15 protein-coding genes are annotated in these 12,869 nt (G+C 35.5%); 11 read left to right on the top strand and 4 right to left on the bottom strand.

Translation table 11 applies throughout. The annotated features are described in order from the left end of the window. The first annotated feature begins 146 nt into the window (after window positions 1-146). Together H280_RS0101170 and H280_RS0101165 are read left to right on the top strand one after the other, a co-directional pair. Entirely contained in the window at window positions 147-599 is a 453-nt protein-coding gene (locus H280_RS0101170; RefSeq protein ID WP_020059272.1) for a YlbF family regulator, read from the top strand. Between the two features lie 162 nt (window positions 600-761). Further along, entirely contained in the window at window positions 762-1,037 is a 276-nt protein-coding gene (locus H280_RS0101165) for a YlbG family protein (RefSeq protein ID WP_020059271.1), read from the top strand. A gap of 40 nt (window positions 1,038-1,077) precedes the next feature. Here H280_RS0101165 and H280_RS0101160 read toward each other — a convergent pair whose 3' ends face one another. Further along, entirely contained in the window at window positions 1,078-1,467 is a 390-nt protein-coding gene (locus tag H280_RS0101160; RefSeq protein ID WP_020059270.1) for a DUF7147 family protein, read from the bottom strand. A 631-nt stretch (window positions 1,468-2,098) separates the two neighbouring features. Between H280_RS0101160 and rsmD the strand changes: the two genes are divergently transcribed. Continuing rightward, window positions 2,099-2,674 (top strand): 16S rRNA (guanine(966)-N(2))-methyltransferase RsmD, encoded by a 576-nt coding sequence (rsmD, locus tag H280_RS0101155; RefSeq protein WP_020059269.1) that lies wholly within the window; start codon window positions 2,099-2,101, stop codon window positions 2,672-2,674. After that, a complete protein-coding gene (coaD, locus tag H280_RS0101150) occupies window positions 2,662-3,150 on the top strand; it encodes a pantetheine-phosphate adenylyltransferase (RefSeq protein ID WP_020059268.1) in 489 nt (162 codons plus the stop codon). The genes rsmD and coaD overlap by 13 nt, the downstream gene beginning before the upstream one ends. On the opposite strand, the gene ylbJ is transcribed toward coaD, so the two are convergent. Beyond that, window positions 3,145-4,377 (bottom strand): sporulation integral membrane protein YlbJ, encoded by a 1,233-nt coding sequence (gene ylbJ / locus H280_RS0101145; protein WP_020059267.1) that lies wholly within the window; start codon window positions 4,375-4,377, stop codon window positions 3,145-3,147. The two genes, coaD and ylbJ, sit on opposite strands and share 6 nt — an antisense overlap. Before the next feature lie 107 nt (window positions 4,378-4,484). Here ylbJ and H280_RS0101140 point away from each other — a divergent pair, with 107 nt between their 5' ends. Then, entirely contained in the window at window positions 4,485-5,276 is a 792-nt protein-coding gene (locus tag H280_RS0101140) for a patatin-like phospholipase family protein (RefSeq protein WP_020059266.1), read from the top strand. Next, the gene (locus H280_RS0101135) at window positions 5,269-6,294 is read left to right on the top strand and encodes a SepM family pheromone-processing serine protease (protein ID WP_020059265.1); all 1,026 of its coding nucleotides are present in this window, start codon (window positions 5,269-5,271) and stop codon (window positions 6,292-6,294) included. The genes H280_RS0101140 and H280_RS0101135 overlap by 8 nt, the downstream gene beginning before the upstream one ends. A gap of 84 nt (window positions 6,295-6,378) precedes the next feature. On the opposite strand, the gene H280_RS0101130 is transcribed toward H280_RS0101135, so the two are convergent. Beyond that, window positions 6,379-7,620, bottom strand: a complete 1,242-nt coding sequence (locus H280_RS0101130) for a nucleotidyltransferase (RefSeq protein WP_081625568.1) — start codon at window positions 7,618-7,620, stop codon at window positions 6,379-6,381. A 153-nt stretch (window positions 7,621-7,773) separates the two neighbouring features. On the opposite strand from H280_RS0101130, the gene H280_RS0101125 reads away from it, so the two are divergent. The 3 genes from H280_RS0101125 to H280_RS0101115 all read left to right on the top strand — a co-directional run bounded on the left by H280_RS0101125 (window position 7,774) and on the right by H280_RS0101115 (window position 9,158). Then, window positions 7,774-8,274: a YceD family protein gene (locus tag H280_RS0101125; RefSeq protein ID WP_020059263.1), complete on the top strand. Its 501-nt coding sequence runs from the start codon at window positions 7,774-7,776 to the stop codon at window positions 8,272-8,274. A gap of 61 nt (window positions 8,275-8,335) precedes the next feature. Beyond that, window positions 8,336-8,509: a 50S ribosomal protein L32 gene (gene rpmF / locus H280_RS0101120; RefSeq protein WP_001984764.1), complete on the top strand. Its 174-nt coding sequence runs from the start codon at window positions 8,336-8,338 to the stop codon at window positions 8,507-8,509. Between the two features lie 127 nt (window positions 8,510-8,636). After that, window positions 8,637-9,158, top strand: a complete 522-nt coding sequence (locus tag H280_RS0101115; protein WP_020059262.1) for an RsfA family transcriptional regulator — start codon at window positions 8,637-8,639, stop codon at window positions 9,156-9,158. A gap of 29 nt (window positions 9,159-9,187) precedes the next feature. On the opposite strand, the gene H280_RS0101110 is transcribed toward H280_RS0101115, so the two are convergent. After that, window positions 9,188-9,658 carry an N-acetyltransferase gene (locus H280_RS0101110; RefSeq protein WP_020059261.1) on the bottom strand — a complete coding sequence of 157 codons (471 nt, stop codon included), beginning with the start codon at window positions 9,656-9,658 and terminating at the stop codon, window positions 9,188-9,190. Between the two features lie 286 nt (window positions 9,659-9,944). Here H280_RS0101110 and H280_RS0101105 point away from each other — a divergent pair, with 286 nt between their 5' ends. After that, window positions 9,945-10,826 (top strand): 2-dehydropantoate 2-reductase, encoded by an 882-nt coding sequence (locus H280_RS0101105; RefSeq protein WP_020059260.1) that lies wholly within the window; start codon window positions 9,945-9,947, stop codon window positions 10,824-10,826. Between the two features lie 78 nt (window positions 10,827-10,904). Then, window positions 10,905-12,521 (top strand): bacillithiol biosynthesis cysteine-adding enzyme BshC, encoded by a 1,617-nt coding sequence (gene bshC / locus H280_RS0101100; protein ID WP_020059259.1) that lies wholly within the window; start codon window positions 10,905-10,907, stop codon window positions 12,519-12,521. The last annotated feature ends 348 nt before the right edge of the window (window positions 12,522-12,869 follow it).

The raw sequence follows: 12,869 nt of genomic DNA, 5'->3' as shown, positions 1-12,869 counted from the left end.
TTCTGTGCATGGCCAGATGCTCTCGCCCACCGAAAAAGAATGTTTTATATCGGTTTTTAATTTGGATTTATATATATCGGAATAAGGTGGTAAAATTAGTAGTTCTGCTATAAATATGATATGATTAACATTCGGAGGTGTCTCTAATGATTGTAGCGACGCTAGAGAGCGTAGTGATTTTAGATAAGGCTGAACAATTTGCAAAGGCAGTTGTTCGTTCAGATATAGCAGAGCAGTACCGCAAGTGTTATCATACATTGCAGCAAGATCCGGAAGTACAAATGCTGATTCAACAATTTACAGCAATGAAAGAGCGTTATGAAGAAGTACAACGTTTTGGAAAATATCATCCTGACTATACAACTGTATCGAAACAAATGCGAGAGTTAAAACGAGCAGTAGATTTGCATGAAAAAATTTCTGCTTTTAAAAAAGCAGAAAATGATTTGCAAAAGTTATTGGATGAGATTAGTGTAATTATGGGAGCCGAAGTCTCACCAGCTATTAAAGTTCCGACGGGCAATCCGTTTTTTGATGCAGGTGGTTGTGGAGGCGGTTGTGGCTCTGGAGGTAGTTGTGGGTGTAAAAAAACGGGGTAATCTGCCCCGTTTTTTAGAATGTAAGAAATGCTTCCGTTTTTTAAATATTTGAAAATCGATGATGAAATTTTCAGTGGTGAGGGCTTAATACCTGTTAATATGGGTGGAATTCTGAAGCTTATTGTGAAATAAATGAATGATATTAAATAAAAGGAGAATATTATGTTTGGGCAACGACAAAGTATGATTGTCTATCTACATTCCTTAAAACATGCTAAAATTTTAAGGAAATATGGAAATATTCATTACATATCAAAACGGTTTAAATATGCTGTTGTGTATTGTGATATGGAGCAATTAGAACATATGATGCGAAAATTAAATAAGCTTCCGTTTGTAAAGAAAATCGAGCCATCTTATCGGCCGTTTTTAAAAACGGAATTCGAAAATTCCAGACCAGATCGCGCAAAAGAATATGATTATAATAAGCTGGATTAAAACCCCACCAAATTTGGTGGGGTTTTTTGTATTCTTCATCTTATTGCATCGGTGGAATAAAATGATTCATTCGTAAAATACCGATGAGATGATTAAAATATAGTTCATTTTCTGGAAATACAGTAGATGGTTTTACAGTAAAAGAAACTATTTTTTTTCCGATTTGTTCGGCGGTTTCTTCAAATAAAGTCATTCGTTTGCTTTTTTTATCTGTTAATACAGGGATCCCTTCTCGACATATGTATAAAGGTTGGAAAGCGCCTACTGTCGTGGGGTGAAGAACAACGACGAGAGAGCATACAGCTTTGTCGTTTTTCGAAGTATTAAATTGTAGCATATGCGATACCCGGTGTTTGTTTGCTTTTGCAATTTCAAGTAATTCGTATAAATCGGAGTATCCTTCTCCTAGTTCAATAAAACGTTGAATCATGTCTTTTCCTCCTCTTTCTTTTACTGTATCATTTCATTTTCAAAATGAAAAGGAGACAAAGAAAAAACCCTGCCGAAGCAGGGCCCTTCTTATACTAGCATGACTAGCAAGAAGGCAAAGGGAGAGGAGAAACCGGAGGAAGAACTTATGGGGAAACGTAAGTCTTCTCCGCGGTTGGCAACAACATCGAAGGTGATGTTGTTATATTTATTTATCTCCAAACTGTATAAAGATATACATTATAAAATTAAATTTTCTCTTTTCCTTTTTATTTTTCTTTCGTATGTTTTATGATAGGATAAAAAAGGTGAATATACATAAAGTGAAACTTTCATCAGTAGAGGTATTACTGCCCACGAATAGCAGGATAAAGTTGAGCTTACATAAGAATGATTTATATGAACATTTGTTATATGAATCCATTTTGATTTTTCGACATATAGATTGCTGTTATGCAGAAAAAAGGAGCATGCACTTGCTTTTTTCCTTTGTTTGAACTTCGCATGTGGCAGAAAAAAGGCTCTGACCGCTTCTATGCATAGCCAGATGCTCTCGCCCGCCTAATAAGGATGGTTTTATGTCGTTTTTTTATTTGGATTGATATAGAAAGAGATAAAGGTAGTGAAAAATTATGAGAGTAGTTTCGGGAAAGTGTAAAGGTCATCCTTTAAAAGCTGTACCAGGTAATACAACGCGGCCGACAACAGATAAGGTGAAAGAGGCTATTTTTAATATTATCGGCCCTTATTTTGATGGTGGTTTAGCTCTTGATTTGTTTGGCGGGAGCGGTGGGCTTGGTATTGAGGCTCTTAGTAGAGGGATAGATAAGGCTATTTTTGTTGATCGTGATGGAAAAGCGATAAAGGTGATTCATCAAAATTTAGAAAGTTGCAGGTTAGAAGCGCAAGCTGAAGTATATAGAAATGATGCAGAACGTGCTGTAAAGGCGCTCATGAAACGTGAGTTATCGTTCGATCTTGTACTATTAGATCCGCCGTATAAAGATCAAAAGATTGTTTCTTTAATAAGTATAATGGATCAGCATGATCTATTGAAAGAAGATGGAATCGTTATGACTGAACACGGGATAGATGTAGACCTACCTGAAATGATTGGTAGACTTGTGAAGGTAAGAGCTGAAAACTACGGTATTACAGCGATTTCAATTTATAAGTATGAAGGCGAGGGGACCGAATGGCAAGCATAGCAATTTCTTCGGGAAGTTTTGATCCGATTACGCTTGGACATTTAGATATTATTAAAAGAGGTGCAAAAGTTTTTGATGAAGTATATGTTGTTGTTTTAAACAATTCGTCAAAAAAACCGCTTTTTACGGTAGAAGAGCGTTTAGAATTAATTCGCGAGGCGACAAAAGACATTCCGAATGTAAAGGTTGATTCGCATAGTGGATTATTAGTAGAGTATGCGAGAATGCGCAATGCGAATGCGATTTTACGTGGTTTACGTGCGGTATCTGATTTCGAATATGAAATGCAAATTACATCGATGAATCGTAAATTGGAAGAGAATGTAGAAACATTTTTTATTATGACGAATAATCAATATTCCTTTTTAAGTTCAAGTATTGTAAAAGAGGTAGCTCGTTATGGTGGCAATGTTTCTGGACTTGTTCCACCAATTGTAGAACGTGCTTTAAAAGAGAAGTTTCAAACCCCGTTATGATGAACGGGGTTTTTTGTTATGAATGAGCCGGAAAAAGAGTAATAAAACGTATAAATATAAACAAAATAGTGTAAAGGCTGGGCCGAATATAACAAGGGAATCCCAAGCTTTCGCAAAGATGGTAGATTGTTTAGATAAAAAGACTGGAATGTCGTATTCAGTAGGTGAAAAAGAGTGCAATCTTTCATAAAGTGGTCCCCAAAATATGTATGTATAGATTGGAGCAAGGAAGCTTTGTATAATCCGGGCAACAAAGTATGGTTTAAAACGGATATCTGTATCCGCTAAAATACTGGCAACTTGAGCTTGAATAGAAAGACCGCTAAAAGCTAAGACGAAACTTGTCATCATGGTTTGCTGTAAAATAGAAGTGTGTTCTGTTTGACTAATCATTTGACTCCCGAGTGTCATTTCCAACAGACCTGACAAAATAGGGAAGCTAAAATAAGGTGAAAGTTGAAATGTAACCAATATTTGTTTCATAATAAAAGCAAGAAAGGTTGTAATGTGAAAAACGGTTAACATTTTATTCAAAACAGAGAATAGAATTATAAACCCGCCAATCATAAGTAATGTTTGAACAGAAGAAGTAATTGCATCACCGATTAATTTGCCAATGGGACGTTTTTCTTGTAATCGAGTTTTATGAAGAACGGAAAAAGCATGCCGCAATGGAATTGGTGGTGTCTGTTTTTTTGCTTCTTGTTGTTTGCGATTATCTTGGTAAAAGCGCATGAGTAGTCCAACTGTGAAATTACTAACATAATGGGAGGTTGCTAAAATAATTCCAAGTTTTGGGTTATCAAAAAATCCAATTGCTACAGCACCAAAAATAAATAATGGATTAGAAGAGTTTGTGAAAGAAACTAGACGTTCTGCTTCAATTTGTGTAAGTTGGTTTTCTTGGCGTAGCCGAGCGCTTAATTTTGCGCCTGCAGGAAAACCTGAGGCCATACCCATTGCCCATACAAAGCCTCCGATGCCAGGGACACGAAAGAGTGGACGCATCAAAGGTTCTAATAACACACCGATAAATTTTACAATTCCCAGCCCGATTAGAAGTTCCGCGATAATAAAAAAGGGTAGCAATGAAGGAAATACAACTTCCCACCATATATTTAAGCCTCGAATAGATGATTGGAGTGCTGCTTGGGGATGGAGTACGAGGGAAATTGTAATAAAAGAAACCGATATGGTGAGAAAGCCTGTTTTCCATTTTTCGTACATTTAATATCCCCCTTTGTCCCAAATGTTCATTTCAGTATACGAGGATACATAGTGAAATTAGACCATAAGTATAAAAAGAGAGTGAAAAATTTTTGAGGGTGAAGAAGATGAAAGAACCGAAAATTGGATTAGCGCTTGGGTCAGGTGGTGCGAAAGGATTTGCACATGTTGGTGTTATTAAAGTGCTGCGAGAAGCTGGTGTACCTATTCATATGATTGCAGGGAGTAGTATGGGGGCACTAATAGGTACGTTTTATGCAGCAGGATGTAATGTGGACCGTTTGTATCGTTTAGCAACAGTATTTAAGCGGAAGTACTATTTGGACTTTACTGTACCTAAAATGGGATTTATTACTGGAAAACGTGTAAAAGATATGATTAAAATGTTTACATATAATAAAAAATTAGAAGAGCTAGATATTCCAACAGCGGTTGTAGCAACTGATATTCTAAATGGTGAAAAGGTTGTCTTTACAAAAGGTTCTATTGCAGATGCTGTTAGGGCAAGTATTTCTGTGCCTGGCATATTTGTTCCAGAGAAAATAAATGGAAGACTACTCGTGGATGGAGGGGTAATTGATCGTATTCCAGTATCCGTAGTAAGAACGTTAGGGGCTGATATTGTGATTGCTGTTGATGTATCTCCTATTAAGGTCAATGGAGAAGTTGCATCCATTTATGATGTCATTATGCAAAGTATCGAAATTATGCAACATGAGCTTGTAGTTAATAGACAAATTGCATCAGATCTTATGATGCATCCAGCTGTAGAACAATTTAGTTCGAGGGCCTTTACGAATATAGAAGATATTATTCGTGTCGGTGAAGAAGAAGCTAAGCAACACATTCAAACAATTTACACATTGATTGAGCAGTGGAAGGAGAAAAAAGATGTTTAAAAAGTTTCGGTATTTATATGCACTACTAATTGGAGTAATTATTGCAATATTAATCGTGTTTGTCCCTTTACCATACTATATTACAAAGCCAGGCATGGCTGAGAAATTAGAGCCGTATGTAAAAGTTGAAGGAGGGAATAAAGAGAAAGGGGATTTTATGCTTGTTACAGTTTCGATGGGGCGAGCGAATGTTGTGAATTATCTTTCTGCTAAATTTAACAAATATGACGAAATTTTTAAGAAGGAAGAAATTTTAAGAAAAGGTGAAAGTGATGAAGAGTATCAATTTCGCCAAGTATATGCAATGAAAGAGTCACAAGATGCGGCTATTTATAATGCATATAAACGAGCAAATGCCTCTGTTACGTTTGAAAATCAAGGTGTTCTTGTTGTTGGTATTGCAGATGATATGCCAGCTGCTGAAAAATTAAAGCTTGGGGATCGTATTCTTGCTGTTGATGGTCAATCATTGCAAACGGCAGAGCAGTTTATTGCCTATATGAAAACAAAAAAACAAAATGATGAAGTAAGCGTTAAATATGTCCGTGAAAATAAAGAAAAGGAAGACAAACTTGTATTGAAGCCAATTCCGGAAGATAAAAGCCGCGCTGGTATTGGGGTTTCTATTATTACAGATAAGAAGCTTACAGTAAATCCTAATGTGAAAATTGATGCGCATAAGATTGGAGGACCCTCTGCTGGTCTTATGTTTACGTTAGAAATTTATAATCAGCTTGTGAAAGAAGACATAACGAAAGGTCACGAAATAGCTGGAACTGGAACGATAAATGAAAAAGGAGAAGTTGGTCCAATTGGAGGTATTTCTCAAAAAGTAGTTGCAGCTCATAATGCTGGTGCAGAAGTATTCTTTGCTCCAAATGAGAATGGAAAAGAGAATTCAAATTATAAAGAGGCAGTGAAAACAGCTAAAGATATAAAGACCAAAATGAAAATTATACCTGTAAATACGTTAGATGATGCCCTAACGCATTTGGATAAAATGTCAGTGAAAAAGTAAATCCTCTCGTTTAAGAGAGGATTTTTTTATCATACTATTTTTTAGACAGCGAAAGATAAAATAAGGAAAGCTGGGAGATTTACTTTATAAAAATGTATGTTGCGCTTCGTCATATCGAATGGGGTGCTGCGTTATATCACGCTTTATCATTTCACCACAAAGGGTTCCTTGTAAAATAGAAAAATAAACAGCGCTTGCTCTTCGGTCTATATCTAGAAGAGGATGCTGTAACACTTTTGTATGAGAAAGCAATGGAAGTGTTATTTGCTTTTTCATTGCTGATATATACGATTGTCCTTTTTGGGACATGCCGAGTAAACGAATAAATTGTGCGTGTTGTTCTACATGGGCTTTGTGTATCTCTTCTTTTGTTGTATTGGTTAAAATGTGTGTACAAATGCGCTGTAATCGTGTCCATGTGTAACGCTTTGTTTTTAATGTTTCCATAAATTTTGTGAATGAAGTTGCTTCTTGGATAGAAGATAAAATCCGATGTTCCAACCCTTCCTCTACTTCGTATATATTTTGTAATTGCAATGGTGACATTGTTAGGAGTTTATATTTTAGTAAGTGAAAATAATGCTCCCAATTATGTAATAGGCGATAGGAATGTATATATTGCTCTAAAAGTAGTTTTGTCGCTTTTGGAATAAAGGGAATAATTGCTGAAAAATTTTTTGGATCATTAAATAATTGTTTGCGAATGCTTGTTGCACTGGCAATTCGTTCATCTTGAAATGTTTCGTCATGATAGTGCGAAGCGAAACGCATAATTGTACTTGCTTTCATTAAACTTTTTTGTTTGATAATTGCTTCTATGTAATGCATTCCTAAAATATTATTAGGCTCTGAAATGTCAATAGTAGCTATGTTTTTTTGTAAGGATGAAAATGCCTCAGAAGTTGCTTTCGCATAACTCATTCCTGTTTTTAAGTATTGTTGTACGAGGGAATGGAATGCGACCTGCTCAGCTTGACGCAAAGTAACTGTATTGTAAAAATGTTCGATATTACCACTTTCACTCCCAAAGCAAACTTCAGAGACACGAAGAGCATCTAATATTGAAATGGCACCGTCTGCAAATGTTTCAGCTTTTTGCGTTGCGAAAGCATATGGAAGTTCGACGACAATGTCTACACCATTTGCTAAGGCCATTTGTGTTCGTGCCCATTTTGAAACGAGAGCCGGTTCTCCGCGCTGTAAGAAGGGTCCACTCATAACAGCAATGATGATATCCGCATTTGTTAACTTTTTGGTTTGTTGCACATGATAAGCATGACCATTGTGAAATGGATTATATTCAACAACAATGCCGCTAGCTTTTATAATAATCTCTCCTTTCAGTGTAGCATCTTTTTCAAAAACATGATAATCTATATATTATTTCCTATAATGACTTCATTATAGTGTAAAGAAAAAATATTGACAAATATACAATGGCTAGCTATAATTTTGTTTGTTGCCTTGAGGTGATATGATATGAAATGGTCCATCCATCAATTGAACAAATATCGACATAAAGGACTAACGTTAGATGAGATGGTAGATGTAACTGAGCTGAAAAATGTTGAGACGGATGTTCGAGACGTCACTCCTGTTCATGTAACAGGTAGAGTTGATTTTGGCTCTAACAAATTTACGTTCCATCTACATATAACAGGAAGCATGGTATTACCATGTTCTAGAACGTTAGTAGATGTAACATTACCATTTGACATTGAAACAACTGAGGTGTTCTTAGTTTCGAAAGAAGATTATGAAACTGAAGCAGATTTTCATTACTTAGAAGGAGAAGTACTTGACTTACTCCCTGTAATTAAGGAAAATATACTATTGGAGATTCCAATGCAAATTTTCAGTGAGGATGTTTCAGAAGGAACACCGATGCAAGGTCGAGACTGGCAAGTGATTTCGGAAAAAAGCGAAGAAAAGCCTGTTGATCCAAGATTAGCAGGACTTGCGAAGTTTTTTGACAAATAATCAGAAGACCAGTTCGAGCTTTCATATGAAAATAACTCTCTCTTTTAAGGAGGTGGGAAGAATGGCAGTACCTTTTAGAAGAACTTCTAAAACAGTAAAAAGAAAGCGTCGCACGCATTTCAAATTATCAGTACCTGGTATGGTAGAGTGCCCAAGCTGTGGTGAAGCAAAATTAGCTCACCGTGTATGTAAAGCATGCGGTACTTACAAAGGTAAAGAAGTAATCAGCAAGTAATTGCAAAAATAAACGCAGGAGGGAAACCTCCTGCGTTTATTTTTTTGCTTTTCTTTACATGTTATTCTTCTATCTTTTCTAGTAACTGCATATGTTTAATAAAAAATGCATAAGGAGGACTAGAGAAATGGCAACAACAAGACAAGATGCATGGACTGATGACGAAGATTTACTTCTGGCAGAAGTAGTGCTCCGGCATATTCGCGAAGGAGGAACGCAGCTTTCTGCCTTCAAAGAAGTAGGGAGACATTTATCGCGGACACCTGCTGCTTGTGGATTTCGCTGGAATTCTTATGTGCGTAAACAATATAAAGAACGCATTGAAGAAGCGAAGCAAATACGGAAAGCTGAAAATTATGAAGTGCAAGAACAAAAGAAGGAGAAAGTGAACTCTTTTTCAATAACGTTAGAAGATGTAATTGTCTTTTTGCAAAGCTATAAAAAAGAAGAAGAAAAAATGGAATTATATAAAAAAATTGAGGCATTGCAAAAGGAAAAAGAAGGGCTTTTGCAGCAATTGTCTTTGTATGAAGAAGAATACCGTACCTTATTCGATTATATTGACCGGAAAAGAAACTCGATGGTATTAGAGCCTTCTGAGAGAGAGAGAAAACGAGAAAAAGGAATACTTGAAAAAACATCAAAATAAAAACAGCTGTCACGCAGCTGTTTTTATTTTTAAGCAGATTCATTTTTTGTAACCGCATTCATATTTACGTTTGGATACCAAACGTAGAAATCACCATCATCAATGGCTACTTTTTCGAAGTGTAATCTCTCCCAAAAATCAGCAGAATGGACACGGGCAATCGTTTTGATAGGAAGATGTAATTGTTTTGCATAATTGACAAGCATCTTACCGAATCCTTGTTTTTGGAATGTTGGTAACACTTCAAGTTTAAAAAGTTCTACATAAGGGCCGGAAAACAAATTGATACTGGATTGTTGTTTCGTATACAAGCTCATACGTGCGACAAGAGAACCACCATAATAAACTCCATAAAAAGGAGATTCGCTATCGTTTTCGATGATATTTGCTTGTAAATCCTCCAGCATAGATAATTCTTCAGCACCGCATCCTTTGAATTTTTTAAACTCTTCTAACGTTTTATAATTGATGAGCAAGCGCTCAACTTTCGGAAAATGCATAGAACCACATCCTTTTCTTGTTGTAAAATAAAGAAAAGTATAAATATTTACAATAATATTATAACGCATTTTTAAATTTTTATGAAGAAAAGAGATTATTCTTTCGATATTTTTTTTAGAAGTTTGCTAAACTAATTTTATAAACTATAAAGTAAAGCTTTCGTTAGTAGAAATTCTTTTTTATTAGTGGAAATTTTTTAACAATTGTTTTTTTGTAGAAAGTTATTCGTAATGTATCTTTTAAATTTTGATGTATAGCGTGATAAAAATGGAGGGCTTTTTAAAGATGGAGATTGGAATTGTTGGGCCAGGTGCAATTGGACTTTTGTTTGCGTTTTATTTACAAAAAAATGGGCAGGATGTCACACTGTATACACGAACGGTAGAGCAATCTGAGCGCTTGGAAAAGTGCGGGATTACATGTATACAAAATGGTGTGAGGGAAACTGTATTTCCTCGTGTTAGCCCTTTAGAGAATATAAACAATGAAAGACGTGATTATACATTTGTTGCTGTAAAGCAATATCATTTAGAAGAGATATTACCGTATTTGCAAGCGGAAAAACGACTAGTTTTCTTACAGAATGGGATGGGACACCTTCATTTATTGCAACAAATTCAAGGTGCTAGCGTTGCAGTAGGAATTGTAGAGCACGGAGCGAAAAAGGAAAATGTGAGTATCGTTCATCATACTGGGGTAGGTAGTACGAAATTTGGATTCATACATGGAGAAAGAAAGCAATTTGAGCCTCTGTTCACTGCATTTTCTTCGAGTTTATTCCCGATAGCGGTTGAAAATGATTGGAAGCAAACAATGATAAATAAGCTTGTTGTTAATGCGTGTATTAACCCGTTAACTGCGCTGCTGGATGTACAAAATGGAGAGTTATTGACAAATCCTTCGTTTCACAAAGTGATGAAGCAAGTGTTTTCAGAAGTAATGGGAATTGTCAGCGACTTACAATGTAAAGAGCATTGGGATCGTGTATGCACAGTATGTGAAAATACAGGTCACAACACTTCTTCTATGTTAACGGATGTACGCAATAATAGAAAAACAGAAATTGATGCAATTGTTGGTTATTTAATTCAAGAAGCAGAGAAACAACAAAAATTAGTTCCGACACTGTCTTTTTTGTATTATTCTATAAAAGGATTAGAAAGATAAGAGATATTCTTTGCTTTTATAACGAACATTGACTACAATTTGGTTGGTGAGAGATCAGGAGATGAAAGGAAGAAGTATATGGAGATAAAAGAAATCTCTGTCCCGCTTCAAGGAGTTGTTGCGGACTATTTAAACCATGAAAAAGACATTCAAGAATGCTTTGATTATCCGATAACGGAAGAGAGTTTTGTAAGACGTATACAAGATTTGCGAAATAGACAGTATCCAAGACAAGAATTAGTATCACATTTATTACAATATAATCAAGAATTAAATGCAGGAGAAAAAACGCTTCAAAATATTCATGCTTTGTTAGAAGAAGATACATACGTTGTTGTAGGGGGGCAACAAGCTGGATTGTTAACAGGTCCTCTTTATACAATTCATAAAATTATATCTATTTTACAACTTGCAAAGGAAAAAGAGGCTTCGCTTGGAGTGCGAGTTGTTCCAGTTTTTTGGATTGCTGGGGAAGATCATGACATTGATGAAATTAACCATGCGTTCGTTACGAAAAATGGAAAAGTGAAAAAGACAATTTTTCATGAACGTCACCTAAATAAAACAAGTGCTTCTGAAACGGAGATTTCCATCGAGGATTGCAAACAATGGATCGAAGAAATATTTAAAACATATCCAGAAACAAAATATACAAAGGATGTAATCCGATTTGTAGAAGAATGTTTACAGCAATCACGCACATATGTTGATTTTTTTGCGCACTTGATTACAAAGCTATTTGCGCATTCAGGTTTAATTCTTGTAGATTCTCATCACCCTGTTCTTCGGAATATTGAAGTACCTTTTTTAAAAGAACTACTAGCCCACTACAAAAATGTGCAAGTAGCACTTAACAATCAGCAGCGTGCATTACATGAGTTAGGGTATAAAACGATTATTGAAACCAAACAGAATGTAGTTCATATTTTCATGGAAATGAACGGGGAGCGTCTTTTGTTAGAGGAAGAAGAGGGACGCTTTATTTGTAAAGAGGGGATGTATTCGTTTTCGTACGAGGAGATTATCGAACATATGGAGAATCATCCTGAACAATTTAGTAACAACGTTGTAACTAGACCACTTATGCAAGAGTATATTTTTCCAACGCTTGCATTTATTGGCGGTCCGGGGGAAATTGCGTACTGGAGTGAATTGCAGCAAGTATTTCATGCGTTGGATTTTCAAATGCCACCTGTCGTTCCTCGTTTGACAATTAGTTATTTAGCTCGTGATATTGAAACTGATTTACGGGATTTACAGATCCAAGAGAGCGAATTGTTCCGTAAAGGTATTGCTGCATTACGAGAAAATTGGTTATCTATGCAAGTTGAGGAGCCGATGGATAGTCAATTTATGAATGCATCGGAGCAAATTGGAGCAATACACACATCTTTACAGCAATTTGTTCAAAAAGTGAGTCCGGGTCTTCGAGATTTTGCCAAGAAAAATGAGCTGAAAATTATGCAACAACTTGAATTGTTAGAGAGGACACTTCAAGCTGATTTAGAGAGAAAGCATGAAGTACAGCTTAATAAATTCCGAAGAATTGAACACTCAATACAGCCATTAGGTACGCCGCAAGAACGGATATGGAATATTTGTTATTATTTAAACGACTATGGACTTGATTTTGTAGAGCGGGTTATGGAACAGCATTTTCGTTGGAATGGAAAACATCATATTGTTAAATTATAAAATCTTGCTCCTAAGAGCAGGATTTTTTTTTATTTTGTGGAATTACCTGTAAAATAAATTAATTTATTGACTTTGTAAAACGTAAAGTATCTGGATTGAAAGTACTCTGTTTCTGAAGAACAGCACTTTTTTGATAAAATGAAACAAAAAGAAGCAAATTATTATCTTTTTTCGACATGTTTTATGAAATTTCCCGAAAAAGATGATAAAATTTAGTATATAATAAGGTAAAACTATTATTTAGTAGGAAGCTGAATTCTTACTAATTACAAACCTCACCAATCGAACTCTTATGGGAATTTAATTCAATTCTTTATCGTTTGTGGAATTGACTTTTAAAGAGGAATA

Origin of the sequence: Bacillus sp. 123MFChir2, from assembly GCF_000383235.1 — a bacterium.
GTDB lineage: Bacteria > Bacillota > Bacilli > Bacillales > Bacillaceae_G > Bacillus_A.
Note: the sequence above shows the minus strand (reverse complement) of the source record. Positions and strands in the feature narration are given on the sequence as shown.